Origin of the sequence: Methylosinus sp. sav-2, from assembly GCF_004366495.1 — a bacterium.
Classification (GTDB): domain Bacteria; phylum Pseudomonadota; class Alphaproteobacteria; order Rhizobiales; family Beijerinckiaceae; genus Methylosinus.
Genome location: NZ_SOEJ01000001.1, coordinates 1,276,331 through 1,303,129 on the forward strand (window position 1 = coordinate 1,276,331; position 26,799 = coordinate 1,303,129).

The 26,799-nt window shown below is 65.5% G+C and carries 18 protein-coding genes; 12 read left to right on the forward strand and 6 right to left on the reverse strand.

Translation table 11 applies throughout. From position 1 onward, the window contains the following. The first annotated feature begins 300 nt into the window (after positions 1 to 300). From EDE12_RS06030 to pgeF, 7 genes are all read left to right on the forward strand, one after another. The gene (locus EDE12_RS06030) at positions 301 to 2,091 is read left to right on the forward strand and encodes an acyl-CoA dehydrogenase C-terminal domain-containing protein (RefSeq protein ID WP_026599387.1); all 1,791 of its coding nucleotides are present in this window, start codon (positions 301 to 303) and stop codon (positions 2,089 to 2,091) included. Positions 2,092 to 2,183: 92 nt separating this feature from the next. After that, complete coding sequence (locus tag EDE12_RS06035) at positions 2,184 to 3,392, forward strand: acetyl-CoA C-acetyltransferase (protein ID WP_024881040.1); 1,209 nt, start codon at positions 2,184 to 2,186, stop codon at positions 3,390 to 3,392. 110 nt (positions 3,393 to 3,502) lie between these two features. Next, positions 3,503 to 5,710 carry a 3-hydroxyacyl-CoA dehydrogenase NAD-binding domain-containing protein gene (locus EDE12_RS06040; protein WP_026599386.1) on the forward strand — a complete coding sequence of 736 codons (2,208 nt, stop codon included), beginning with the start codon at positions 3,503 to 3,505 and terminating at the stop codon, positions 5,708 to 5,710. Beyond that, positions 5,710 to 6,756, forward strand: coding sequence for an aldo/keto reductase (locus tag EDE12_RS06045; protein ID WP_026599385.1), 1,047 nt, complete (start codon positions 5,710 to 5,712; stop codon positions 6,754 to 6,756). Before EDE12_RS06040 ends, EDE12_RS06045 begins: the two co-directional genes overlap by 1 nt. Positions 6,757 to 6,893: 137 nt before the next feature. After that, complete coding sequence (gene lgt / locus EDE12_RS06050) at positions 6,894 to 7,715, forward strand: prolipoprotein diacylglyceryl transferase (protein WP_026599384.1); 822 nt, start codon at positions 6,894 to 6,896, stop codon at positions 7,713 to 7,715. Continuing rightward, on the forward strand, positions 7,712 to 8,794 hold the full coding sequence (locus EDE12_RS06055) for an SAM-dependent methyltransferase (RefSeq protein ID WP_026599383.1): 1,083 nt from the start codon (positions 7,712 to 7,714) through the stop codon (positions 8,792 to 8,794). The genes lgt and EDE12_RS06055 overlap by 4 nt, the downstream gene beginning before the upstream one ends. Then, positions 8,791 to 9,579: a peptidoglycan editing factor PgeF gene (gene pgeF, locus EDE12_RS06060; RefSeq protein WP_134188000.1), complete on the forward strand. Its 789-nt coding sequence runs from the start codon at positions 8,791 to 8,793 to the stop codon at positions 9,577 to 9,579. The genes EDE12_RS06055 and pgeF overlap by 4 nt, the downstream gene beginning before the upstream one ends. A 6-nt stretch (positions 9,580 to 9,585) precedes the next feature. Here pgeF and EDE12_RS06065 read toward each other — a convergent pair whose 3' ends face one another. Further along, positions 9,586 to 10,329, reverse strand: coding sequence for a hypothetical protein (locus EDE12_RS06065; protein ID WP_134188001.1), 744 nt, complete (start codon positions 10,327 to 10,329; stop codon positions 9,586 to 9,588). Between the two features lie 85 nt (positions 10,330 to 10,414). Next, positions 10,415 to 11,605 (reverse strand): glutamine-hydrolyzing carbamoyl-phosphate synthase small subunit, encoded by a 1,191-nt coding sequence (carA, locus tag EDE12_RS06070; protein WP_026599381.1) that lies wholly within the window; start codon positions 11,603 to 11,605, stop codon positions 10,415 to 10,417. Positions 11,606 to 11,740: 135 nt separating this feature from the next. On the opposite strand from carA, the gene EDE12_RS06075 reads away from it, so the two are divergent. Next, positions 11,741 to 12,190: a GatB/YqeY domain-containing protein gene (locus tag EDE12_RS06075; protein ID WP_024881032.1), complete on the forward strand. Its 450-nt coding sequence runs from the start codon at positions 11,741 to 11,743 to the stop codon at positions 12,188 to 12,190. A 162-nt stretch (positions 12,191 to 12,352) separates the two neighbouring features. Here EDE12_RS06075 and metH read toward each other — a convergent pair whose 3' ends face one another. Genes metH through EDE12_RS06090 form a run of 3 tightly spaced genes read right to left on the reverse strand, consistent with a single transcriptional unit; the run spans position 12,353 to position 17,981 of the window. Then, positions 12,353 to 16,075 (reverse strand): methionine synthase, encoded by a 3,723-nt coding sequence (gene metH, locus EDE12_RS06080; protein WP_026599380.1) that lies wholly within the window; start codon positions 16,073 to 16,075, stop codon positions 12,353 to 12,355. Further along, a complete protein-coding gene (metF, locus tag EDE12_RS06085) occupies positions 16,072 to 16,968 on the reverse strand; it encodes a methylenetetrahydrofolate reductase [NAD(P)H] (protein WP_134188014.1) in 897 nt (298 codons plus the stop codon). Before metF ends, metH begins: the two co-directional genes overlap by 4 nt. Then, the gene (locus tag EDE12_RS06090; RefSeq protein WP_024881029.1) at positions 16,968 to 17,981 is read right to left on the reverse strand and encodes a metalloregulator ArsR/SmtB family transcription factor; all 1,014 of its coding nucleotides are present in this window, start codon (positions 17,979 to 17,981) and stop codon (positions 16,968 to 16,970) included. Before EDE12_RS06090 ends, metF begins: the two co-directional genes overlap by 1 nt. A 143-nt stretch (positions 17,982 to 18,124) precedes the next feature. Between EDE12_RS06090 and EDE12_RS06095 the strand changes: the two genes are divergently transcribed. The 4 genes from EDE12_RS06095 to EDE12_RS06110 all read left to right on the forward strand — a co-directional run bounded on the left by EDE12_RS06095 (position 18,125) and on the right by EDE12_RS06110 (position 26,225). Beyond that, positions 18,125 to 19,318, forward strand: a complete 1,194-nt coding sequence (locus EDE12_RS06095) for a GGDEF domain-containing protein (RefSeq protein WP_024881028.1) — start codon at positions 18,125 to 18,127, stop codon at positions 19,316 to 19,318. Between the two features lie 178 nt (positions 19,319 to 19,496). Further along, entirely contained in the window at positions 19,497 to 22,832 is a 3,336-nt protein-coding gene (locus tag EDE12_RS06100) for a transglutaminase family protein (protein WP_026599378.1), read from the forward strand. Then, positions 22,822 to 25,341 carry a circularly permuted type 2 ATP-grasp protein gene (locus EDE12_RS06105; protein ID WP_024881026.1) on the forward strand — a complete coding sequence of 840 codons (2,520 nt, stop codon included), beginning with the start codon at positions 22,822 to 22,824 and terminating at the stop codon, positions 25,339 to 25,341. The genes EDE12_RS06100 and EDE12_RS06105 overlap by 11 nt, the downstream gene beginning before the upstream one ends. Beyond that, positions 25,338 to 26,225: a transglutaminase family protein gene (locus EDE12_RS06110; RefSeq protein ID WP_024881025.1), complete on the forward strand. Its 888-nt coding sequence runs from the start codon at positions 25,338 to 25,340 to the stop codon at positions 26,223 to 26,225. Before EDE12_RS06105 ends, EDE12_RS06110 begins: the two co-directional genes overlap by 4 nt. Here the strand turns inward: EDE12_RS06110 and EDE12_RS06115 are convergent. Further along, positions 26,200 to 26,730: a restriction endonuclease gene (locus EDE12_RS06115; protein WP_051592563.1), complete on the reverse strand. Its 531-nt coding sequence runs from the start codon at positions 26,728 to 26,730 to the stop codon at positions 26,200 to 26,202. The genes EDE12_RS06110 and EDE12_RS06115 overlap by 26 nt on opposite strands. Between the last annotated feature and the right edge of the window lie 69 nt (positions 26,731 to 26,799).

Here is a 26,799-nt window from a genome sequence, read left to right on the forward strand (position 1 = left end):
CGTCGCCGGGGACTTTCCTTCGAAGAAGGTAAATAAATGGTTAACGCTTGCGCGGAGCCGACCGTGTGGCTCCCCTATTGCGCAGGAGGGGCCGGCTCTCTACCTATTGCTGCGCAGGACGCACCTAACGAACCCCTGATTCGCACGCATTATGAACGACTTGTCTTTCGGCGTCCAAACGCGTTCGACGTTGCGTTTTCGTAACCGAGACAGGCGCATGATCGTCGATGAGCCGGCCGAGCGCCGGGAAAACGCCTATATCGAGATATCACCTAAGCGATCCGCGCAGGGAGGGCTCTCATGCCGATCTACAAGGCCCCGGTGGACGACACTCTCTTCCTCTTGAACGACGTCCTGCATTTCGAGCGCTATGGCAATCTGCCCGGATTCGCCGACGCCACGCCCGACGTTCTGGCGCAGATCATCGGCGAGGCGGGCAAAATCTGCGAGGAGCGGCTGCAGCCACTGAACCGCAGCGGCGATGCGGAAGGATGCCGGCTGGACGCCGAGGGCGATGTCACGACTCCCGCCGGCTTCAAGGAGGCCTATCGCGAGTTCGTCGCCGGCGGCTGGGTGGGGCTGGCGGTTCCGCCCGAATATGACGGACAAGGCCTGCCTTATACGTTGGCCGTGGTGATGAACGAGTTCGCCTCGGCGGCCAACATGTCCTTCGCAATGTATCCGGGCCTGACGCAAGGCGCGCTCGCCGCGCTGCTGCGCCATGGCGGCGAGGAGCAGAAGCGCCTCTTCGCGCCGCCCATGGCGGCGGGCCGCTGGACCGGCACGATGAATCTCACTGAGCCGCAATGCGGCACCGATCTCGGCCTGCTCACCACCAAGGCGAGCCCGCGCGAGGATGGCTCCTACGCCATCAGCGGGCAGAAGATTTTCATCTCCGCCGGCGAGCATGATCTTTCCGAGAATATCATTCATCTCGTGCTCGCGCGTATCGACGGCGCGCCGGCCGGGGTGAAGGGCATTTCCCTTTTCATCGTGCCGAAATACGAGGTGAATCCCGATGGGACTCTCGGCGCGCGCAATGCGGTGCGCTGCGGCGCGCTCGAGCATAAGATGGGCATTCACGGCAACGCCACATGCGTGATGAATTATGACGGCGCCAGGGGCTTTCTGGTCGGCGAGCCCAATCGGGGCCTCAATGCGATGTTCGTGATGATGAACGAGGCGCGGCTCGGCGTCGCCGTGCAAGGTCTCGCGCAATCGGAGGTCGCCTATCAGAATGCGGCGGCCTACGCCAAGGAGCGCCTGCAAGGACGCGCGCTCACCGGCGCGAAGAACGCCGGCGGCGGCGCCGATCCGATCATCGTGCATCCGGATATTCGGCGCGGCCTCATGGAGATGAAGGCCTTCAACGAGGCGGCGCGCGGCCTCGCTCTCGCCACCGCGCTGGACAGCGATATCGCGCATCGGTCCGAGGACGCCAAGGCGCGTCAGATCGCGGAGGATCGTCTCGGGCTGCTGACGCCGGTGCTGAAAGGCGTGCTCACCGATCTCGGCTTCGAGAGCGCGGTGAAGGCGCAGCAGATATGGGGCGGGCACGGCTATATAGACGAGAATGGCGTCGAGCAATTCGTGCGCGACGCGCGCATCACCATGATTTATGAGGGCGCCAATGGCATTCAGGCGCTCGATCTCGTCGGCCGCAAATTGCCCAAGGACAATGGCCGCGCCGCAATGGCCTATTTCGCCGAAATGAGCGAGTTTATCGCTCATGAGAGTTCCGACGAGATGAAGCCCTTCGTGGAGCCGCTGAAGGCCGCGCTCGGCGATTTGCAAAAGGCCACGATCTGGCTGATGCAGAATGGGCTCGCCAAGCCCGACAATGGCGCCGGCGCATCTTATGATTACATGCATCTCTTCGGCCGCGTGGCGCTCGGCTACACATGGGCGCGCATCGCCCGTGCGGCTCTCGCCAAGAAAAAGGAGGCGCAAGGCGACGGCGCATGGCTCGACGCCAAGCTGACGACGGGCAAATTCTATATGGAGAAGATGCTGCCCGAGACGGGCTTTCGTCTGGCGCGCATCACGGCAGGGGTCGATACGCTGATGAGTCTGCCGGCGGAGATGTTTTGATGAAGCGAATAGCGAATAGGGAGTAGCGAATAGAGAGAGGCGAGCTACTCGCTACTCCCTATTCGCTATTCGCCCAGCAACGGAGTTGCTTCATGCCCGAAGCCTATATCTACGACGCCGTGCGCACGCCGCGCGGGCGCGGCAAGCCCGACGGCTCGCTGCATGAGGTGTCGAGCCTCGGCCTCGCCGTCACCGCTCTTTCCGCGCTGAAGGAGAGGAACAATCTCGACGGCGCGCCGGTCGATGATGTGATCCTCGGCTGCGTCGATCCGGTCGGCGAGGCGGGCGGCGACATTGCGCGCGCCGCGGCGATCTCCGCCGGCTATGGCTATGGGGTTCCCGGCGTGCAGATCAATCGCTTCTGCGCTTCCGGCCTCGACTCGGTGAATTTCGCCGCTGCGCAGATCATGTCCGGCCAGCATGAGCTGACGATCGGCGGCGGCGTCGAGAGCATGAGCCGCGTCGGCATCGGCGCTTCCGGCGGCGCCTGGCCGGTCGATCCGACCATCGCCATTCCCTCTTACTTCATGCCGCAAGGCGTCTCCGCCGATCTTATCGCGACGAAATATGGTTTCTCGCGCGACGATGTCGACGCTTATGCGGTGCAGTCGCAGCAGCGCGCCGCGCGCGCCTGGGAGGAGAAGCGCTTCGCCAAATCCATCGCGCCGGTGAAGGACGTCAACGGCCTTACCATTCTCGATCGCGACGAGCATATGCGCCCCGCGACGGATATGCAGTCGCTCGCCGCGTTGAAGCCGTCATTCGCATTCTTCGCCGAGCAGGCGGGCTTCGACGCGGTGGCCATTCAGGCGCATCCTGACGTCGAGAAATTGACCCATGTGCATCATGCCGGCAATTCGTCCGGCATCGTCGACGGCGCCGCTGCGGTGCTGCTCGGCTCGCGCGAAGCGGGCGAGCGTCATGGGCTGAAGCCTCGCGCGCGCGTGCGCGCTTTCGCCAATATCGGCTCCGAGCCGGCGCTGATGCTGACCGGCCCGGTGGATGTGACGAAGAAGCTGCTCGCCAAGGCGGGCATGAGCCTTTCCGACATCGACCTCATAGAGGTCAACGAGGCTTTCGCCGCCGTGGTGCTGCGCTTCATGCAGGCTTTCGGCCTCGACGATTCCAAAGTGAATGTGAATGGCGGCGCCATCGCTCTCGGCCATCCGCTCGGCGCGACGGGCGCGATGCTGGTGGGCGCGGCGCTCGACGAATTGGAGCGCAGCGGCAAGTCCACGGCGCTGGTGACGCTCTGCATCGGCGCGGGAATGGGAACCGCGACGATCATCGAGCGCGTGTGAATGTGCAAAGCCGCGCCGTCATTGCGAGCGAAGCGAAGCAATCCAGAGCAGCGAGGCGGCTCCTGGATCGCTTCGTCGCGAGACGTGTCTAGTTTTCAGGGAGCGACCCGATGAACCTCGTCAATTTCCGTTTCGAGACCGGCGCCGACGGCGTCGCCCTGCTCACTTGGGACAGCCCCGACCGCTCGATGAATGTCATCACCTTCGAGGTGATGGACGAGCTGGAAAAAGTCATCGACGAAGTGGCGAGCAATCCGCAGATCAAGGGCTGCGTGATCGCATCGGGCAAGCCGGCTTTCTCCGGCGGCGCCGATCTCTCCATGCTGCAGAAGAGCGCGGTGGAATACGCCAAAGCCGTGCGCGAGCAGGGCGAAGAGGCTGCGATGAAGCAGTTCTTCGAGGGCGCGCGCAGACTGTCGCTGCTCTATCGCAAGCTCGAGACCAATGGCAAACCCATCGCCATCGCCATTCACGGCGCCTGTCTCGGCGGCGCTTTCGAGCTGGCGCTCGCTTGCCATTATCGCGTGCTCTCCGACTCGGACAAGACCAAGGTCGGCCTGCCGGAAATCAAGGTCGGCCTCTTCCCCGGCGCCGGCGGCACGCAGCGCGTCGCGCGGCTGATGCAGACAGGCGACGCACTGCAATTGCTGTTCAAGGGCGAGCAATTGAAGGCGTCCAAAGCCAAGGCCGCTGGACTCGTCCACGAACTCGCGCCGCAAGCCGAGATCGTCGAGCGGGCGCGTGCGTTCATCGTCGATGGCGGCAAGGGCAAGGCGCCTTGGGACGTCGAAGGCTTCAAGCCGCCGTCGGGCCGCGTGTTCTCGCCGGGCGGCATGATGGTGTGGCCGGCCGCCAACGCCATCTACCGCCGCGAGACCTTCGACAATTATCCGGCCGCCAAGGCGATTTTGCACAGCGTCTTCGAGGGGCTGCAATTGCCCTTCGATCTCGGCCTGCGCGTCGAGGCGCGCTGGTTCGCGCATATTCTGCGCTCCAAGCAAGCGGCGGCGATGATCCGCTCGCTGTTCCTTTCGAAGAATGAGCTGGAGAAGGGCGCGCATCGGCCCAAGGAGATTCCGCCGGCGAAATTCGCCAGGATCGGCGTGCTCGGCGCCGGCTTCATGGGCGCGGGCGTCGCCTATGTCAGCGCGCTCGCCGGCATAGAAGTGGTGCTGATCGATCGCGATCAGGAGAGCGCCGACAAGGGCAAGGCGGTGATCGACAAGCTCATCTCCGGCCAGGTGTCGCGCGGCCGCGCCTCCGCCGCCGATAAGGAGGCATTGCTCGCGCGCATCACCGCGACGCCCGATTATGAGAAGCTCGCCGGCGTCGATCTCATCGTCGAGGCCGTGTTCGAGGAGCGCGGCGTGAAGGCGGACGTGACGAAGAAGGCGCAAGCGATCGTCGGTCCCGATGTGATCTTCGCTTCGAACACCTCGACGCTGCCGATCACCTCGCTCGCCGAGACGTCCCTGAAGCCGGACAATTTCGTCGGCATTCATTTCTTCTCACCGGTCGAGAAAATGCTGCTCGTCGAAGTAATCCGCGGCAAGAAGACGAATGACCGCGCCGTGGCGACGGCGCTGGATTTCGTGCGCGTGTTGAAGAAGACGCCGATCGTCGTCAATGATTCACGCGGATTCTACGCCAATCGCTGCGTGCTGAATTTCGTGCGCGAGGGGCATATCATGCTCACCGAAGGCGTGCCGCCGGCGATGATCGAGACCGCCGCGCGCATGGCCGGAATGCCGGTCGGCCCGCTCTCGCTCAATGACGAGATCGCGCTCGACCTCGCCTGGAAGATTCATCTCGCGACCAAGAAGGATCTCGGCGAGGCCGCCGTCGATCCGACGCAAGAGCGCGTGCTGCGCTTCATGGTGGAGCAGGAAGGGCGCCTCGGCCGCAAGAATGGCAAGGGCTTTTATGATTATCCGGCGAGCGGAAAGAAGAGCCTTTGGCCGGGGCTCGAAGCTCTCGCCGATCAGAAGCTCGATCCAGACGCCATAGATGTGGAGGAGCTGAAGCAGCGCTTCCTCGTCGTGCAGGCGGTGGAAGCGGCGCGCGTCTTGTTCGAGGGCGTCGTCACCGATCCGCGCGAGGCGGATGTCGGCTCCATTCTCGGCTTCGGCTTCGCGCCCTTCACTGGCGGCACTTTGTCTTACATCGACGGGATCGGAACCGGGGCCTTTGTCGCGATCTGCGACGCGCTCACGCAGAAATATGGCGAGCGCTTCGCCGCGCCCGCCGAGCTGCGCGAGATGGCGAAGAAGGGCGAGAGCTTCTACGGCAAATATGGCGCGCAGGCGAAGGCGGCGTGATGCGATACAATCAGCTCGGCCGCACTGGCCTTTTCGTCTCGGAAATCTGCCTCGGCGCGATGACGTTCGGCGAGGCGGGCGGCGCTGGAATATGGGGCGCGATCGCCGATGTCGATCAGCAGGCGGCGACGCGCATCGTCGAGCGCGCTTTTGCGGCCGGCGTCAATTTCATCGATACGGCCGATGTCTATTCCTTCGGCCGCTCGGAGAAAATGGTGGGGCAGGCGCTCGCCGATCTCGGCGTGAAGCGCAAGGACGTCGTCATCGCCACCAAATTCTATGGCGAGACCGGCGCCGGTCCCAATGATCGCGGCGCCTCGCGCGGACATATAATGGACAGCATCGAGGCGAGCCTCGAGCGCCTGCAGACCGATCATATCGATCTCTATCAGATCCACGGCAATGACGCCGTGACGCCGATAGAGGAGACATTGCGCGCGCTGGACGATCTCGTCTCGCGCGGGCTGGTGCGCTACATCGGCCTCTCCAATTGGCAGGCGTGGCGCATCGCCAAGGCGCTCGGCGTCTCGGAGCGGCTGGGCTTTGCGCGCTATGAGACGGTGCAGGCCTATTATTCCATCGCCGGCCGCGATCTCGAGCGCGAGATCGTCCCGCTGCTCGCAGAAGAAAAGCTCGGCCTCATGGTGTGGTCGCCGCTCGCCGGCGGCCTGCTCTCGGGCAAATATGGGCCGGGCGCGCCGGAGGGCGCCGAGGGCCGCCGCGTCTCCTTCGATTTCCCGCCCGTCGACAAGGGTCGCGCCTGGGCCTGCGTCGCCGCCATGCGCGAGGTCGGCGCTAAGCATGACGTCAGCGTCGCCGAAGTGGCGCTCGCCTATGTTCTCGCCAAGCCTTTCGTCACCAGCGTCATCATCGGCGCCAGGCGCATCGATCAGCTCGAGCAAAATCTCGCCGCAGTGAAGCTGCAGCTCACAGCCGACGATCTCGCGCGGCTCGATGCGGTGAGCGCGCTCCCCGCGGAATATCCCGGGTGGATGCTGGAGCGTCAGGGCGCTTTTCGCCGCCCCGGTCCCTTCGAGGCGAAGTGACCGGGGGCCTTTTGCCCTTTCGGAGCCGAAATCCCGGCTGATTTTTCGCTTCGAGGCGCTTTCCGAGCGCAGCGGCGATTCCGTTTGCGCCAAAAGCGCTCTAATCTCGCCGCCATCGGATGCAACGACGAGTCGTCATGCCTATTCTCGCGCTTCCCTTTCCGATGATCGACCCGGTTCTGGTCGAGCTCGGACCGCTGCCCATACGCTGGTATGCGCTCGCCTATATCGCCGGGCTCGCGCTCGGCTGGCTCTATGCGCGCCGCCTCGTCTCGCGCGAGCATTTGTGGGGCGAGGTCGCGCATCCCTCGCGCGAGAGCCTGGACGATCTCCTCGTCTATGTCGCGCTCGGCGTCATCATCGGCGGACGGCTCGGCCATGTGCTCTTCTATGAGCGCGCTTTCTACTTCGCGCACCCGGAAGAGATCGTGAAAACCTGGAAAGGCGGCATGGCCTTTCACGGCGGCCTCATCGGCGCGATCGTGGCCATGACGCTGTTCGCATGGCGCGAGAAGATTCTCGCGCTCACTGTCGCCGATATTTGCGCGACCGTCGCGCCGATCGGCATTTTCTTCGGCCGCCTCGCCAATTTCATCAAGCCGGAGATGTGGGGCCGCGAGAGCGACGTTCCTTGGGCCATGGTGTTTCCCGGCGCCGGCGATGCGCCGCGCCATCCGAGCCAGCTCTATGAGGCGGGGCTCGAGGGCGTCGCGCTCTATATTCTGCTCGCCATCGCCGCGCAGCGCGGCGCGCTGAAGCGGCCGGGCCTCGCCACCGGACTCTTCGGCGTCGGCTATGGCGCGGCGCGCATCGTCAGCGAATTCTTCCGCGAGCCGGATCCACTGTCGGAGGCGTTGGACAATGGCCTCACAATGGGCATGGCGCTGTCCGCGCCGATGATCGTGATCGGCGCGGGATTGATCCTCTACGCGCTGCGCCCGCAGAGAGTCGAAGCATGAGCGCTCTGCGCGAAGACATTGTGGAACTCATCGCGCAAGAGGGGCCGATCACGCTCGAGCGCTACATGACGCTCGCTCTGTCGCATCCCACCAAGGGCTATTACACGACGCGCGATCCATTCGGCGCGGGCGGTGATTTCATCACCGCGCCGGAGATCAGCCAAATGTTCGGCGAGCTTATCGGCCTCTTCGCGCAAGAGGCGTGGCGCGCCGCGCGCTCTCCTGCGCCGCTGCGGCTGGTCGAGCTCGGTCCGGGCCGCGGCACGCTGATGGCGGATGCGCTGCGCGTCGCGCGCATCGCGCCGGATTTTCTCTCCGCTCTGGATGTTCATCTCGTCGAGACGAGCCCTGTGCTCGAGGCGCGGCAGCGGCAGACGCTCGCCAATGCGCCGGCGCAAGTCTCCTGGAGCGCGGACGTCGCGCGCATTCCCGAAGGGCCGGCGATCATCATCGCCAATGAGTTTTTCGACGCGCTGCCGGTGCGCCATTTCGTGCAGACGGAGCGCGGCTGGAGCGAGCGGCTCGTCGGCATGGACGAGAATGACGCGCTCGCTTTCGGCGTCGGCGAAAGCGTCGAGGCCGATCTGACCGTCGCGGCGCCGGAGGGCTCGATCATAGAGATCGGCGCGATCGGCGCGCGCATCATGCGCGATATCGCCGCACGTCTCGTCGCGCAAGGCGGGGCGCTGCTCGTCATCGATTATGGCTATACGCAGACGGCGCTGGGCGAGACATTGCAGGCGGTGTCGCGCCACGCCTATGTCGATCCGCTGGAGGCGCCGGGCGAGGCCGATCTCACCACCCATGTCGATTTCGCCGCGCTCGCGCGCGCCGCGACGGCCGCCGGCGCGAAAGTGCAAGGGCCGGTGACGCAGGGCGCCTTTCTGCGCCAGCTCGGCGTCGTCGAGCGCGCTGAAGCGTTGAAGAAACGCGCGACCACAGAGCAGAGCGCCGAGATCGACATTGCGCTCGCGCGTCTCATCGGCGCCGGCGATCCCAAGCGCGACATGGGCGAATTGTTCAAGGTCATCGCCGTGACGCATCCCGACATGCCGCTTCTGCCAGGGTTTTTCCAATGACCGAGACGATGGAGGCGCCGGGTGCGCTCGGCGCCGGCAATCTCGCTCTGCCGGGCGTTCGCCACGCTTTCTTCACGCGCGCGGGCGGCGTGTCGGAGGGCGTCTACGCTTCGCTCAATGGCGGAGTCGGCTCCAGCGATGAGTCCGCGCGCGTCGCCGAGAATCGCGCGCGCATGGCGCAGCGGCTCGGCGCGGAGACGCATCGGCTGCTCGTGCCCTATCAGATTCATTCGCGCGACGCGCTCTACGTCGCTGAGCCCTGGACCGAGACGGAGCGGCCGCGTTGCGATGGCCTCGTCACCGATGTCGAAGGCTTGGCGCTCGGCGTCACCGGCGCCGATTGCGGCATGCTGCTCTTCGCCGATGCGCGCGCCGGCGTCATCGGCGCCTGCCATGCGGGATGGAAGGGCGCGCTCGCCGGCATGATCGAGGCGACGATCGCTCTGATGGAGACGCGCGGCGCACATCGCGCCGATATTCATGTCGCGCTCGGCCCGGCCATCGGACGCGAGAGCTACGAGGTGGGCGGCGAGTTCGTCGAGCGGTTCCTCGCCGAGGATGCGGGTTTTGCGCGCTTCTTCACGCCTTCGACGCGCGACGGGCATTCCATGTTCGATCTGCCCGCTTTCATCACGCGGCGCGTCGAGGCGGCGAATGTCGCTTCTTTCGAGAATTTGCGCATCGACACTTATGCGGACGAGGCGCGCTGCTTCAGCTATCGCCGCAGCGTGCATCGCAAGGAGCCGGATTACGGGAGGCTGTTGTCGGCGATCGCGATCGGGTGACGTGGTTCAAAAAAAGCTTGCGACGTAATCGGCTACACGTTTGGCCGTTTCTTTGGCGATCTCACCAACTATCGATGAGCCAAAAATTGCGGAGACTCGTTGAAAAGGCCTAACAATTGTTGAGAAAATTATCTCCTTGCTAGGGGATCTTTCTTTTAGCCACTGTAAACCACTGCGAAGCGTGTCCAAGATCCCTTGTCTTTCGCTTGGATGCGCAACAGCAAACCCGTTGTCTTGCTCAATAGCTTCTATTCCCTTTTCGATACTCTCGATTGTTTCCTGGTATGCCTCTTCTGTGCGATCAATAGGGAGAGGCGCCCAATCTTCGGCCTCCTCCCGTTCTTCCTGAGTTAAAAATACCGTTCCGAGTCCTGCGACTTCCTCTAGAGCGTCGTCTCCGTGCAAGTGGTAGTAAAATATGAGCGTATTTGTCCGCCGGAGGTCGTTCTCTACAGCAATTATTCCCCTCTCATTGATTGAAAACGAGTATCCTTTTTCTGCGGTCCCATGGCGGTTGACCAGTCCGCGGTATCCTCTCGTTCTTAATAGCTCTATAGAGCTACGAACGAGATTTGTTGAAACGGTATTGTTGAACATCTCTTTTATTTCGCGTGGCGTTAATTTAATATAGTCGTCGCTGTCGATGTGTTTCTCATATAGTTTGTACAGAATAACTTGTGAGAAATTTGAAATTCGATATCGTGCGTGCTTTCCATTTCCTGTTGTAGTTGATGCCTCGACGTTGGTCATTAGTGTCCCCGGCCGTCAAAAATCGATCAAGTCAGATCGCACGCTGGCGCTTTTGTATGCTTGATTCATGCGCCATTACCAAAAATCAGCTCCGCGCCTTCTCCATCATATCCACAAATCGCGCGAAGAGATAATGGCTGTCCTGCGGGCCGGGGGAGGCTTCCGGGTGGTGCTGCACAGAGAAGGCTGGGCGGTCGGCCAGCGCAATGCCGCAATTGGAGCCGTCGAACAGCGAGCGATGCGTCTCCGCGACATTGGCCGGCAGGCTGTCGCGATCCACGGCGAAGCCGTGGTTCATCGAGACGATCTCCACCTTGCCGGTGGTGAAATCCTTCACCGGATGATTGGCGCCGTGATGGCCCTGCGGCATTTTCTGCGTCTTCGCGCCGACGGCGAGCGCCATCATCTGATGGCCGAGGCAAATGCCGAAGGTGGGCACCTTCGCCGCCAATAGCTCGCGAATGGTCGGCACGGCGTATTTGCCGGTCTCGGCCGGATCGCCCGGCCCGTTGGAGAGAAACACGCCATCCGGCGAGAGGGCGAGAATATCCGTCGCGCTGGTCGTGGCCGGCACGACGATCACCTCGCAGCCGGCCTCGGCCAGCAGCCGCAGAATATTGCGCTTCACGCCATAATCCACGGCGACGACGCGGAGCTTCTTCCCGTCGCGCTTGCCATAGCCGGAGGCCTGCCGCCACACGGTCTCGTCCCACTCATAGCGCGCGGGCGCGGTGACGGAGGGCACGAGATCCATGCCGTCTATGCCCGGCCAAGCGGCGGCCTCGGCGCGCAGCGCCGCGAGATCGAAGACGCCGTCCGGCGCATAGGCGATGACGGCGTTGGGCATGCCCTTCTCGCGGATCAGCGTCGTCAGCGCGCGCGTGTCCATGCCGCAGAGGCCGATGATCCCGCGCGCGGCGAGCCATTCGCCGAGCGGCCGCAGCGCCCGATAATTGGACGGATCGCCCGAGGGCGCCGCCACGATGACGCCGCGCGCGCCGGCCCGGTTGTCGAGATCGACGGTTTCGACATCCTCGTCATTGACGCCGACATTGCCGATATGGGGAAAGGTGAAGGTGACGATCTGCCCGGCGTAGGAAGCATCGGTGAGGATTTCCTGATAGCCGGTCATGGCGGTGTTGAAGCAGACCTCGCCGACGGCCGAGCCCACGGCGCCGAAGCCGAAGCCGAAAATCGCCTCGCCGCTGGCGAGAACCAGAACCCCCGTGTGGACCGGAACCGTCCAACCCGTCGCTGCGTCTTGATCCGGGCTCATCCGCGCTCTATGCCTCACCCTCATCCGCCGGCGCGCCGCCATCGGGCGCCCGCCATCCCTCGAAAAATCTAGATTGCCGCGATCCTTTCAGATCGCAAGCACGTCTAGAACATTTCACTGCGAAGTGGAAATACAATGCGCGAACGTTTCACGGCCGACCTCAAGGCGGCGATGAAGAGCGGCGAAAAGCAGAAGGTCGAGACGATCCGCATGATCACAGCGGGGCTCAAGGATCGCGACATTGAGGCGCGCGCCACGGGCAAGACGCTCGGCGACGACGATATTCTCGCTCTGCTGCAGAAAATGGTGAAGAGCCGCCAGGAATCGGTGGAAATCTACGAGAAGGGCGGCCGCCCCGAGCTCGCCGAGAAGGAGCGCGCCGAGATCGCGGTGATCACGGAATATCTGCCCCAGCAGCTCGGCGAGGCCGAGGTCGCCGAGGCGATAAAGGCCGCCATAGCCGAGACCGGCGCCGCCTCGATCAAGGATATGGGCAAGGTCGTCGCCGCGCTCAAGGCGAAATATACGGGCCGCATCGATTTCGGCAAGGCGAGCGCCGCGGTCAAGGCGGCGCTCGGCGGGTAGGGCAATCGAGTGAACGAGAGGCGTTGCCACCTCACCCTAGAGGGGGGAGGTCGAGCGCCGAAGGCGATCGGGAGGGGGTGACGCCCCGAGTCTTTGCAGTGAACCCCACCCCGGACCGCTTTGCGGTCCGACCCTCCCCCTGAAGGGGAGGGTGGGCACTCCTCACTCCGCCGGCTCGGCGACGCGCGTCTCGTAATTGAGTACCGGCGCGAGCCAGCGCTCGATCTCGGTGGCGGAGACGCCCTTGCGCGCGGCGTAATCCTCGACCTGATCGCGCTCCACTTTGGCGACGCCGAAATAATGCGCCTGCGGATGCGCGAAATAGAGCCCGCTGACCGATGAGGCCGGCGTCATGGCGAAGCTCTCCGTCAGCGTGACGCCGGTGCGCTTCGTCGCCTCCAGCAGATCGAAGAGCGTCGCCTTCTCCGTATGGTCGGGCTGCGCCGGATAGCCCGGCGCCGGGCGAATGCCGCAATAATCCTCGCCGACCAGCTGCTCCGGCGTCAGCGTCTCATCCGCAGCATAGGCCCAGAACTCGCGGCGCACGCGCTGATGCATGCGCTCGGCGAAAGCTTCGGCGAGGCGATCGGCCAGCGCCTTCACCATGATCGCTCCGTAATCGTCATTGGCGCGGGCGAAGCGCTCGGAAATTTTCGCCTCCTGCGCGCCGGCGGTGACGACGAAGGCGCCGAGGTAATCGGCCTTGCCGGAGCCCTCCGGCGCGACGAAATCGCTCAGCGCGACATTGGGCTTGCCGTCGCGCCGCGTGAGCTGCTGGCGCAGCGTATGCAGCGTCGCCAGCCGCTCGACGCGGCCCTCGCCCGTATAGAGCGCGATATCGTCGCCCACGGCGTTGGCGGGCCAGAAGCCGATGACCGCCTTGGGATTGAACCAGCGCTCTTCCACGATGCGCGTCAGCATCGCCTGCGCATCCTCGAACAATTGCCGCGCCGCCGGCCCGCGCTCGGGATCGTCGAGCAGAGCGGGATAGCGGCCCTTGAATTCCCATGTCTGGAAGAAGGGCGTCCAATCGATATAGGGAACCAGCTCCGCGACATCATAGGAAGCGAAGACGCGCGCGCCGAGGAATGTCGGCTTGGGCGGCGCATAGGCGGCCCAATCGATTTTCAGCGCATTGGCGCGCGCGGAAGCGAGGGAGACGCGCTGCTTGTCGGCTTGCGCGCGCGCATGAGCGTCGGCGACCTTCTCATATTCCTCGCGCGTCTTGGCGACATAATCGGCGCGCGACGATTGCGACATCAGCGCCTGGGCGACGCCCACCGCGCGCGAGGCGTCGGTCACATAGACGGCCTGACCCTTGGTGTAATTGGGGCTGATCTTCACCGCCGTATGCACGCGGCTCGTCGTGGCGCCGCCGATGAGCAGCGGCGCGTCGAAACCTTCGCGCTCCAGCTCCGAGGCGACGAAACACATTTCGTCGAGCGAGGGCGTGATGAGGCCGGAGAGGCCGATGATATCGACCTTTTCGGCTTTCGCCGTCTCGAGAATTTTGGCGGTCGGCACCATCACGCCGAGATCGATGATCTCGAAATTATTGCAGCCGAGCACGACGCCGACGATGTTCTTGCCGATGTCGTGGACGTCGCCCTTCACCGTCGCGAGAAGAATCTTGCCGGCGGTGGAGCGCGTCTCCTTGTTCTCTTCCATGAAGGGCAGGAGATGCGCCACCGCCTGCTTCATCACGCGCGCGGATTTCACCACTTGCGGCAGGAACATTTTGCCCTGGCCGAAGAGATCGCCGACGACATTCATGCCAGCCATCAGCGGACCTTCGATCACATCGAGCGGACGTGTGCTCGAGAGACGCGCCTCTTCCACATCCTGCTCGATATAATCGGCGACGCCATTGACCAGCGCATATTCCAAACGCTTTTCGACGCTGGCCTCGCGCCACGCCGCATCCTTCTCCGCCGTCTTCGCGCCCGCGCCTTTGAAGCGCTCGGCCATCTCGACGAGGCGCTCTGTCGCGTCGGGACGGCGATTCCGCACCACATCCTCGCAGGCTTCGCGCAGCTCGGGGTCGATCTTCTCATAGACGGCGAGCTGGCCGGCGTTGACGATGCCCATGTCCATCCCCGCCGCAATGGCGTGATAGAGGAAGACGGAGTGCATCGCCTCGCGCACCGGCTCATTGCCGCGGAAGGAGAAGGAGAGATTGGACACGCCGCCGGAGACATGCGCATGCGGCAGCGTTGTCTTGATCGCGCGCGCGGCGTCGATGAAGTCGACGCCGTAATTGCAATGTTCTTCTATGCCCGTCGCGACCGCGAAAATATTTGGATCGAAGATGATGTCCTGCGGCGGAAAGCCCACTTGCTCCACGAGGATCTTATAGGCGCGGCCGGAGATCTCCACCTTGCGCGCGAAAGTGTCGGCCTGGCCCGCCTCGTCGAAGGCCATGACGACGACGGCGGCGCCATAGCGGCGCACCTTGGTCGCGGCCTCGATGAATTTCTCCTCGCCTTCCTTCAGCGAGATGGAGTTGACGACGCCCTTGCCCTGCAGACATTGCAGGCCGGCTTCGATCACCTCGAATTTCGACGAATCGACCATCACCGGCACGCGCGCGATATCGGGCTCGGCGGCGAGCAGATTGAGGAACTCGACCATCGCCTTTTTCGAATCGAGCAGGCCCTCGTCCATATTGATGTCGATGACCTGCGCGCCATTGGCCACTTGATCGCGCGCCACATCCAGCGCCGCGGCGTAATCGCCGGCGGTGATGAGCTTGCGGAATTTCGCCGAGCCGGTGACATTGGTGCGTTCGCCGACATTGACGAAAGGAATGTCCTTCGTCAGCGTGAAAGGCTCGAGGCCGGCGAGGCGCAGCAGCGGCGCTATGGTCGGAATCGCGCGCGGCGCGACGCCTTTCACGGCGCCGGCGATGGCGGCGATATGCGGCGGCGTCGTGCCGCAGCAGCCGCCGACCACATTGACGAGACCGGATTTCGCAAATTCGCCGACCAGCTCGGCCATATATTCCGGGCTCTCGTCATAGAGGCCGAATTCATTGGGCAGGCCGGCGTTGGGGAAGGCGCAGATGCGCGTGTCGGCGATGCGCGCGACCTCGGCGATGTGCTGGCGCATTTCGCGCGCGCCGAGCGCGCAATTGAAGCCGATGGAGAAGGGCTTCGCGTGTTGAATCGAGTTCCAGAAGGCGGCCGCCGTCTGGCCGGAGAGCGTGCGGCCGGAAAGATCGGTGATGGTGCCGGAGATCATCACCGGAAAGCGCGTGCCGACCTTCTCGAATGCGTCCTCCACGGCATAGATCGCCGCTTTGGCGTTCAGCGTGTCGAAAATGGTTTCGATCAAGAGAATATCGGCGCCGCCTTCCAACAGGCCGAGCGCCTCCTCGAGATAGGCGGCGCGCAGATCGTCGAAGGTGACGGCGCGAAAGCCGGGATTGGAGACATCCGGCGAGATGGAGGCGGTGCGATTGGTCGGCCCCATGGAGCCGGCGACGAAGCGCGGCACGCCCGTCTCGCGCGCGACTTCATCGGCCGCTGCGCGAGCGAGGCGCGCGCCTTCGTAATTGAGCTCATAGACGATGTGCTCGAGCCCGTAATCGGCCTGCGCGATAGAGGTGCAGGAGAAAGTGTTGGTCTCGATAATGTCGGCGCCGGCTTCGAGATAGGCGCGATGAATCGCCTTGATCGCCGCCGGCTGCGTCAGCGTCAGCAGATCATTGTCGCCGCGCAAATCCTTCGCATGATCCTTGAAGCGCTCGCCGCGAAAATCGGCCTCGGTGAATTTGTGGCGCTGGATCATCGTGCCCATGGCGCCGTCGAGCACGAGAATGCGCTCGCTCGCCGCCTTCTCCAGCGCTGCGAGAATCTTCGGTCCGTGGTTCTTGTCGAAACTCATGCTGCGACTTTCTCGGTGACGGGGCGCACGCCCAGAAGATGGCAGATCGCGAAGACGAGATCGGCGCGATTGTTTGTGTAGAAATGGAATTCCTTCACGCCGCCTTCGGCGAGGCCGAGCACCTGCTCGGCGGCGACAGAGGCGGCGATGAGCCGGCGCGTGACGGGATCATCGTCCAATCCCTCGAAGCGATGCGCGAGCCAATCAGGCACGCTCGCGCCCGCCTTGCGCGCGAAATTCGCCGTCTGCTTGAAGTTCTGCACCGGCATGATGCCGGGCACGATGGGAATTTTGATTCCCCGCGCGCGCGCCTTGTCGAGAAAGCGGAAATAGACGTCGTTCTCGAAGAAGAATTGCGTGATGGCGCGCGTCGCGCCGGCGTCGATCTTCGCCTCGAGCGCGTCGAGATCGTCCTCGATCGTGCGGCTCTCGGGATGGCCTTCTGGATAGGTGGAGACGGAAATCTCGAAATCGCGGATGGCGCGAATGCCGCGCACCAGCTCGGTGGAGCTGCGATAGCCTTGCGGATGCGGCTCGAAACGCGTGCCGACGCCGGTCGGCGGATCGCCGCGCAACGCCACGATATGGCGGACGCCGACGTTCCAATAGCCGCGCACGATTTCGTCGATCTCGGCGCGCGCGGCGGAGACGCAGGTGAGATGCGCGGCGGGCAGAATATCGGTCTCGGCGGCGAGGCGCGCGACGATATTATGCGTGCGCTCGCGCGTGGAGCCGCCGGCGCCGTAAGTGACGGAGACGAATTTGGGCTTCAAAGGCGCGAGCCGCGCGATCGAATCCCAGAGCTGCGCCTCCATTTCCGGCGTCTTCGGCGGGAAGAATTCGTAAGAAATATCGAAATGGCCCGGAGGCCACAGGCTGCGATTGTCGGACATCATGCGGTCTCGAAGCTGGCTTTGGGCAAGGGATCGGCGATGACGCGAGGATCTTGCGCCAGCCACAGGGAAACGGTGAGCTTCGCGCCGTCGTCGGCGGAAGGCGCGAGATCGCGATGGCGCAGAATCTCGAGCCCGGCCTGCTCCAGCAGAGTCGTGACCTCCTGCTGCGAGAAGCCGAGGCGGCGATGCGCATGCTCGTCGCGCAAGGTCTCCTCGCGATGCGGCGCGAAATCGACGACAAGCAGCCTGCCGCCGGGCGCGAGCGTGCGCGCCGCCTCGCGCAAGGCGCGGCCGGGATCGTCGAGATAATGCAGAACCTGATGCACGATGACGAGATCGCAGCTGCCCCGTTCTATCGGCAGCGCATACATGTCGCCTTGGCGCAGCTGCACATTGCGCGCGCCGGCTTTTTCCAGCCGTCCGCGCGCGACGCCGAGCATTGCGGAAGAGAGATCGACGCCCACGGCCTGCTCCGCCTGCGGCGCGAACAGCTCCAGCATGCGGCCGGCGCCGGCGCCGAGATCGAGCAGGCGGCGCAGCGGCTTCTCGCCCACCGCCTCGCGCATGGCGGCCTCCACTTGCGCCTCCGGCACATGCAGCGAGCGGATCGCGTCCCATTCGGGCGCATGCTCGGCGAAATAGCGGGCCGCGGCGTCGGCGCGGGCCTGCCGCACCTCGGCGAGACGGGCGCGGTCGCCGGCGATGCGCGGGTCCAGCGGATCGAGCCAGGAGACGACGCTGCGGGCGATCTCGCCGGGCGCGTCGGCGGAGGCGAGGCGGAAGAAGGCCCAGGCGCCCTCGCGGCGGCGCTCCACCAGGCCCGCCTCGACGAGCAGCTTCAAATGGCGGGACACGCGCGGCTGCGACTGGCCGAGAATGGCCACGGCCTCGCTCACCGTCAGCTCCGTCTCGGCCAGCAGGCCGAGCAGGCGCAGACGCGTCTCCTCGCCCGCCGCATTGAGGGCGGCGAGCGCGGGTTCGAGAAGAAGAGGTCGCCTCATATCGGTCATTTCGCGTCGGCCATGGGCTTCGCTGATTAGATATAAAGATATCTATATGCGTCGTCTCGCGGGAAATCAAGACGCGGCCCGTCCAGTGCGCCGAGCTGGAAATGCGAGCCGGCGGCCATAGATGAGACTGCGTTGGGGTGAGCATGTGGCGTCGGCTAGGACATACGTCTCGAAATTCGGCGCCGCTTCCCGACGCCGCTTATGTCGAGCTGGTCGACATGGTCGCCCGGCCGGTCATGCCGGTGGCGTTCATGGGCATGGCGCTCGCCTGCGTCGGTCTGCTGCTCGCCTCGCGCAAGCAGGATGCATTGCTCCTCGCTCTGACGCTGGCCGGAATCGCCGTCGACATAACGAGCGTTTTCTTGGTTCTCGCCTATCGGAGGCGCGTGGCGCAGGCGACGATTCTCGCCGATGAGGCGCGGGTCTGGGAGCGCCGCTATGCCATCGGCCTCTTCTCTTTCGCCGCTCTGCTCGGCGCGATCAACGCGCGCGGCCTGATGATAGCGCATCCGCCCGACTCGTCGCTGGTGCCGATGCTGACATCCGGGCTCGCCTTCGTCTTCGCCGGCGGGGTCGTGTCCAATGTCGCCTTCCGCCCGCTTCTCTGCGCGATCGGCCTCGCCTTGTCGGCGACGCCGACGGTCATCGGCCTCGTCGATCGCGCGATGGAGGCGAGCGACATCCACGTTCTCTTGGGCTTCGTCCTGCAGGCGGTGCTTCTTTCCGCTTTCGCCGTCGTCGGTCTCTTTTGGGCGGCCGACACGCATGCGGCGACGCGCCGGCAAATCATCTCCAAGCTCGATTTCGCGAAAATGGCGCGTCATGACGATTTGACCGGCCTCGCCAATCGCGTCGAGCTGCGCGACCGTTTCGACGAGGCTTCGGCGCGCCTCGGACCGAATGAATATTTGGCGATTCACTGCCTCGACCTCGACCGTTTCAAGGCCGTCAACGACGCCTATGGCCATTTGACCGGCGATCTCCTGCTCTGCGCCGCCACCTCGCGTCTGCTGACCATGGTGCGGCGGGAGGATACGGCGGCGCGGCTCGGCGGCGACGAGTTCGTCATCGTCCAGACCGGCGTCCGCCACCCGGACGAGGCGCTGCTGCTCGCCCGCCGCATCATCCGCGTTCTCGGCGCCCCCTATGAGATCGAGGGCCGCAGCATTCAGATCGGCGTGAGCATCGGCGTCGCGCTCGCGCCCCGCGACGGCGCCGCTCTCGAGCAGCTCATCGCCAGCGCCGATGCGGCGCTCTACCAGATGAAGCGCGGCGGCCGCGGCGGCGTCGTCTTCGCGGACGCGCCGCTCCCGCCCTCCGCCGCCAATGATTCGTGACGGGGAGAGCGGGCGCCGAAAGCCGCGGCGCCCGCCGCCCCGGCAGAATGCGTCATGCGGCAATTTCCGGCAAAGAGCCGAGCTTTTCGGCGCGCGCGATTGACACGCCGCCGAGCGCGTAAGCTAATCGCCTGTCGCCGCTTTCCCGGCGTCGTTATGAGGAGGCGAAGCAGCTCCCGTGTCGATCAAGGTCGCGCTCCACCATCTCACCCATTACAAATATGATCGGCCGGTCGCGCTCGGGCCGCAGGTGATCCGGCTGCGGCCCGCTCCGCATTGCCGCACCCGCGTGCCGAGCTATTCGCTCAAGATCGCGCCGGCCAATCATTTCATCAACTGGCAGCAGGACCCGCACGGCAATTGGCTGGCGCGCCTCGTCTTTCCGGAGAAGGCGGAGGAGTTCCGCATCGAGGTGGACCTCCATGCCGAGATCGCCGTCTACAATCCCTTCGACTTTTTCGTCGAGCCCTATGCGGAGACCTTCCCCTTCGCCTATCCGGAGGAGCTGCGGACCGAGCTCGCCTCCTGCCTCGAGGTGGAGCCGCTCGGGCCGTTGACCAAGGCGTTCGTGGACAGCGTGCGTCCGTCGCAGGCGATGGCGATCGTTCCCTTTCTCGTCGATCTCAACGCCAGGCTGCAGCGCGACATTCGCTATGTCATCCGCATGGAGCCCGGCGTGCAGACGCCGGACGAGACGCTCGCCGCCGGCACGGGCTCCTGCCGCGATTCGGCCTGGCTGCTCGTGCAGATATTCCGCAGCCTCGGCCTCGCGGCGCGTTTCGTCTCCGGCTATCTCATCCAATTGAAAGCGGATGTCGATCCGATCGAGGGGCCGAAGGGAACCGACCACGATTTCACCGATCTGCACGCCTGGGCCGAGGTCTATATCCCCGGCGCCGGCTGGATCGGCCTCGACGCCACCTCGGGCCTCTTCTGCGGCGAAGGTCATCTGCCGCTGTGCAGCGCGCCGCATTATCGCTCGGCGGCGCCGCTCTCCGGCCTCGTCGAGCCGGCGGAGGTCCAGTTCGGCTTCGAGATGTGGGTGCAGCGCATTCGCGAGGCGCCGCGCATCACCGCGCCTTTCTCGGACGAAGCCTGGGCGCGTCTCGACGCGCTCGGCGAGAAGGTCGACGAGGATTTGCGGGCGCAAGACGTGCGCCTCACCATGGGCGGTGAGCCGACCTTCGTCTCCATCGACGATTTTCAGGCGCCGGAATGGACGATCGCCGCCGTCGGCCCCACCAAGAAGGCGCGCGCCGACGATCTCGTGCGCCGCCTGCAGCAACGCTTCGCCAAGGGCGGCTTCCTTCATTACGGGCAGGGCAAATGGTATCCGGGGGAGAGCCTGCCGCGCTGGGCCTTCGCCATCTATTGGCGCAAGGACGGGCTGCCCGTCTGGCGCGATCCCGAGCTCGCCGCCCGCATCGGCGCGTCCTCGGCGCCGACGGCGCAGCAGAGCGAGGCGTTCACCGTCGATCTCGCCGAGCGGCTCGGTCTCGAGCGGGGCTATGTGATCCCCGCCTATGAGGACCCCTCGCACTGGCTGCTGAAGGAGGGCGCGCTGCCCATCAATGTCGATCCGTTCGATTCGAAGATCGACGACGCCGAGGAACGCGTCCGCATGTTGCGCGCCTTCGAGCGCGGCCTGGCCAATCCGGTGGGCTATGTTCTGCCGGTGCAGCGCTGGAACGCGCGCGCCGACCGGCGTCGTTGGGTCTCGGAGCGCTGGCCTTTGCGGCGCGGACGGCTCTTTCTGGCGCCGGGCGATTCGCCGATCGGCCTGCGCCTGCCGATCAGCTCGCTGCCCTGGGTGCCGCCGAGCGCCTATCCTTATTCCTATCCGCAGGACCCGACCGAGTCGCGCGATCCGCTGCCGGACCCCGCCTATTTCCGGCAGATCTACGAGAGCCGGGCGCTGCAGAATGGCCAGGAGCTCCAGAAACGTCAGGAGCTCCAGAACCGTCAGCAGCCGAGCGAGCAGCTCATCGTCGAGGGCGCGGTGCGCACGGCGCTCGCCATCGAGCCGCGCGACGGCGCGCTCTGCGTCTTCATGCCGCCGGTCGAAACGCTCGAGGGCTATCTCGAGCTGTTGACGGCGGTGGAGACGACGGCGAAAGCGATGGACCTTCCGATCCATATCGAGGGCTATCCGCCGCCCGTCGATCCGCGCCTCGAGGTCATCAAGGTCACGCCGGACCCCGGCGTGATCGAGGTGAACATCCATCCGGGCGACACATGGCGCGACGCCGTGGCGACGACGACCGGCCTCTATGAGGATGCGCGGCAGTCGCGGCTCACCGCCGACAAATTCCTCATCGACGGGCGCCAGACCGGCTCGGGCGGCGGCAATCATGTCGTGCTCGGCGGCCGGACGCCCTTCGATTCGCCCTTCCTGCGCCGTCCGGACATATTGAAGAGCCTCGTGCTCTATTGGCAGCGCCATCCCGCGCTCTCCTATTTCTTCTCGGGCCTCTTCATCGGCCCGACCAGCCAGGCCCCGCGCGTGGACGAGGCGCGGCACGACGCGCTCTACGAGCTGGAGATCGCCATCTCCAATGTGCCGCCGGCGGGCGAAACGAATTTCCCGCCCTGGCTCGTCGATCGGCTGTTCCGCAATCTGCTCGTGGACGTCACCGGCAACACGCATCGCGCCGAAATCTGCATCGACAAGCTCTATTCGCCGGATGGGCCGACCGGCCGGCTCGGCCTCGTCGAGTTCCGCAGCTTCGAGATGCCGCCCGACGCGCGCATGAGCCTCGCGCAGCAATTGCTGCTGCGCGCGCTCGTCGCCTGGTTCTGGCGCGAGCCGCAGAGCGGCGGCTTCGTGCGCTGGGGCACGGCGCTGCACGACCGCTTCATGCTGCCGCATTTCGTTTGGCGCGATTTCCTCGACGTGCTCGGTGATCTGCAGGGGGCGGGCTACGCTTTCGAGCCGGAATGGTTCGAGGCGCAGAAGGAGTTCCGCTGCCCGCTCGCCGGACGCGTCGAGCATGGCGGAGTGGAGCTGGAAATCCGGCAGGCGCTGGAGCCCTGGAATGTGCTGGGTGAGGAAGGCGTCGCCGGCGGCACCGCGCGTTTCGTCGATTCCTCGGTGGAGCGCGTCGAGGTGAAGGCCAAGGGCTTCGTCCCCGGCCGGCATGTCATCGCCTGCAACGGCCGCCGTGTGCCGATGGCCAGCGCCGGCGCCTCGGGCGAGGCGGTCGCGGGCGTGCGCTTCAAGGCATGGCAGCCGCCCTCCGGCATGCACCCGACCATCCCCGATCACGCGCCTCTGACCTTCGATGTCATCGACAGCTGGAGCGAGCGCTCGTTAGGGGGCTGCGTCTATCACACGGCGCATCCGGGCGGTCGCAGCTACGACACTTTTCCGGTAAACTCGCATGAGGCGGAGGCTCGCAGGCTGTCGCGGTTCCAGGATCACGGCCATACGCCCGGCAGGGTGCGGCCGCCGCGCGAGGAGCCGGCGGGCGAGTTCCCGCTGACTTTGGACCTGCGGAGGAGTTGTGCCGGCTGAGCGGTTTATCGATGCGAGCACGGGAGAAGCGTCGCGTCGCGTCGCCTCCTGGATCGCCCGCTATGCGCCGCTGGACGGCGTGCCGGACGAGCTCGTCGGGCCGGACGGGCGCGTGCGCGCCCATTGGGCGAGCCTGCTCGACACGCTCGGGGGCCTCAGCCGCGAGGATATAGACGATCGCTTCGCCGCCGCCGGGCGGCGCATCCGCGACATGGGCGTCTCCTATCGCGTGCTCGGCGAGACCAAGGAGCGCACCTGGCCGTTGAGCCGGTTGCCGCTGCTGCTGCCGCAGGCCGAATGGCGGGAGATCGCCGCCGGCGTCGCCCAGCGCGCCGAGCTGCTCGACATGGTGTTGCGCGACGTCTATGGCGAGCAGCGCCTCGTCGAGGAAGGCGCGCTGCCGGCGGCGGTCGTCGCCGGCTCGCCCGATTATGTCCGCGCCATGAGCGGCGCGACTCCGCCCGGCGGCCGCTGGCTGCGCTTCTACGCCGCCGAGATCGGCCGGGGTCCGGACGGGCGCTGGTGGGTGCTGGGCGATCGCGCCCAGGCGCCCTCGGGCGCCGGCTATGCGCTGGAGAATCGGCTGGTGATGGCGCGCACCTTCCCGCGCCTCTACCGCGACATGAAGGTCGAGCGGCTCGCGCCTTTCTTCCGCGATTTCCGCGCCGCCCTCGCCAAGGCCGCGCAGCAGAAGGACCCGCGCATCTGCCTGCTGACGCCCGGCCCGTTCAGCGAATCCTATTCCGAGCAGGTGAGCCTCGCGCGCTATCTCGGCCTACTGCTGGTCGAGGGCGCCGATCTCGTCACCAGCGAGCGCAAGCTGCATGTGCGCACCATCGCCGGGCTGAAGCGCGTCGATGTGGTGTGGCGCAGGGTCGACGCCGATTGGTGCGATCCGCTGGAGCTGAACGCCGCCTCGCAGCTCGGCGTGCCGGGCCTGCTCGACACGATTCGTGAGGGCAATGTCACCATCGCCAACATGCCGGGCGCCGGCCTCATCGAATCGCGCGCTCTGCTCTCTTTCCTGCCGGCCATCGCGCGCCGGCTGCTCGGCGAGGATCTGCGCCTCGCCAATATCGCCACTTGGTGGTGCGGGCAGGACGAGGCCCGCGACGCCGTGCTCGGCTCGCTCGAGGACCGCGCCGTCGCCCCCGCCTTCGGCGAGCATCTCGCCGGCTTTCCCGGCCGCCGCGTGGCGCTAGGGGCCGAGTTCGACGCCGCCGAGCGGGCGCGTCTCACCGAGGCGATGCGCGCCCGCGGCATGGATTATGTCGGCCAGGAGGTCGTGCAGCTCTCGACGACGCCGGTCTGGAAGGATGGCGCGCTGGTTCCGCGCCCCTTTGCGCTGCGTGTCTTCGCCGCCGCCACGGCGGATGGCTGGCGGGTGATGCCGGGCGGCTTTTGCCGCGTGTCGGATCGTCTCGATGTGCGCGCCATCTCCATGGGGGCGGGCGCGCAATCGGCCGATGTCTGGGTGCTCGGCGATCGGCCGACCGGCAACTCCACTCTCCTGCCGACGAGCGACGACATAGAGATCGTCCGCATGGTCGGCGATCTGCCGAGCCGCGCCGCCGATAATCTCTTCTGGATGGGCCGCTATTTCGAGCGGGCCGAGGCGACGCTGCGGCTGGTGCGCTCGCTCTGCAATCGCCTGACCGAGGCGGACGCTCCCAATTACAGCGGCCGCCAGCCGATCGAGCGGCTGGAGCGCGTGCTGCTCGCCTGGGGCGCTGCGCCGACGCGCGACCCGCGCCTCTCGGCGGCCGAGCTCGCCCTCGCCGCCGCCAGCGGCGCCGAGACGGCAGGCTCCGCCCTCTCCATCGCCCGCGCGGCCAAGCACGCCGCCTCGATCGTGCGCGAGCGCCTGTCGCAGGATATTTGGCATCTCGTCCGCCTGCTGGAGGCGCGGCTCGACGATTTCTCTCACGGCCCGGCCTCGGAGCCGGAAGTGCTCGAGGGCGTCGAGCAATCGCTGCATATATTGGCGGCGCTCTCCGGCCTCATCGACGAGAATTTCAACCGCGTCGCCGGCTGGTGCTTCCTCGATCTCGGCAAGCGGGTCGAGCGGGCGATCAACGCCTGCCGTTTCTCCCGCCAATTCGCCGACGAGGGCGCGACCATCGACAGTCTCGACACTCTGCTCGAGCTGATCGATTCGCAGATCACCTATCGCTCCCGCTATCTCGCCGGCGCCGCTCTCGCGCCCGTGCTCGATATGGCTGTGCTCGATCCCTATAATCCGCGCTCGGTCGGCTTTCAGGTGGCCAAGATAGAGGAGCATCTCTCCTCTCTGCCGACGCTGCGTCACGACGGCCTGCTGGAGGCGCCGCGCCGTCTCGCCGTGAAATTGCGCGCCGAGATAGAGGTGGCGAACGCCGCCGAGCTGGACGCCGCCAAAATCTTCACCCTGGAGCAGCGCTTGATGAGCCTTGCGGATGCGCTCGCCGCCCGCTACTTCCTCCAGGGCTCCAATGCGGCCCATTTCGAAGAGCCGATCCGGTTAGCGTGATCTACGACATCACCCATGTGACGACCTATAGCTACGAGGCGCCCGTCGCCGCGGCGCGCTGCGCTTTGCGCTTATTGCCGCGCGATGACGCCGGCCAGCGCGTCGTCTTCGGCCGCATCGACATCACGCCTGCGCCGCACGACTGGCGCGAGCGCGTCGATTTCTACGGCAATCGCGTCGCCGAGGCGCAGCTCGACGCCCCCCATGTGAAGCTCGGCATAGCGATGAGCGCGCGCGTGCGCGTCGAGCGCGCCGCCCCGCCCGCCGAGGCGCTGACGCCGCCTTGGGAGGTCGTCCGCCGCCAAGCGCTGGAGACGCCCTCGCTCGGCCCCGACGCGCCGGCGCATTTCATTTTTCCGAGCCGGCTCGCGCCGCTCTACGAGCCAGCGACGGCCTATGCGCGCGAGAGCTTTCCGCCCGGCCGGCCGATGCTGGCCGGCGCGGTCGAGCTGATGCGGCGCATCCATCGCGATTTTCTCTACGATCCGAACGCCACCCATGTCGCAATGCCGCTGGCCCGCGCCTTCGACAAGCGCAGCGGCGTCTGCCAGGATTTCACCCACATCATGATCGCCGCGCTGCGCGGGCTCGGCCTGCCGGCGGCCTATGTCAGCGGCTATATCCGCACCATTCCGGCGCCGGGGGCGGTGAAGCTCGAGGGGGCCGACGCCTCGCACGCCTGGATTTCCGTCTGGTGCGGGCGCGAGTTCGGCTGGCTCGGCGTCGATCCGACCAACGCCATTCTGGCTATGAACGATCATGTCGTCATCGCGCGAGGCCGCGATTACGCCGATGTCTCGCCGATCGACGGCGTCATTTTCGCCGCCGGCAAGCAGAAGCTCGATGTGCGCGTCAGCGTCACGCCGATAGAAGAGGTCGCCTGAGCAGGCGGTCGATCTTCGTCAGCTCGCAATGATGCAGCAGCAGCACCTCATTGGAGGCGGCGAGCTGCACTGCGCTCGCCGTATAGCCCTTGGTGGCGACGACTATGCCGCGCTCGGCCTCCTCAAGGGCGATGGCGGCGACGATCTCCTGCACGGCCCTGTTGCCGACCGGCTTCGAATATTTCTTGCACTGGACGACGATCCTGCGGCCGCGCTTCTCCGCGACGATATCGACGCCCTGATCGCCGCTGAGCCGCGTGACCCGCGCGCTCCATCTCGCCTCGCGCAGCAGCGCCGCGCAGAAATGCTCGTAATCCTCCGGGCTCATCGCCTCGCTATATTGCGGAAAGGCGATCTCCTCATAGGCGAGCACGGCGAGATGCAGCACGCCCACAAAAGCGAGCGCCATCGCCGCGGCGCCGGCGACATGCGGCCAGAGCCAGCCCGCGGCGGCGGTGAAGACGATGATAAAGGCGAGGCATCGTCTCTTTCTGCTGCGCGTCATCGCTTTCGAGATCGCCTTTCGCCCGGCCGAAAGGGGCGGCGCCGTGATGCAAGGGGAGAAAGGTTAATT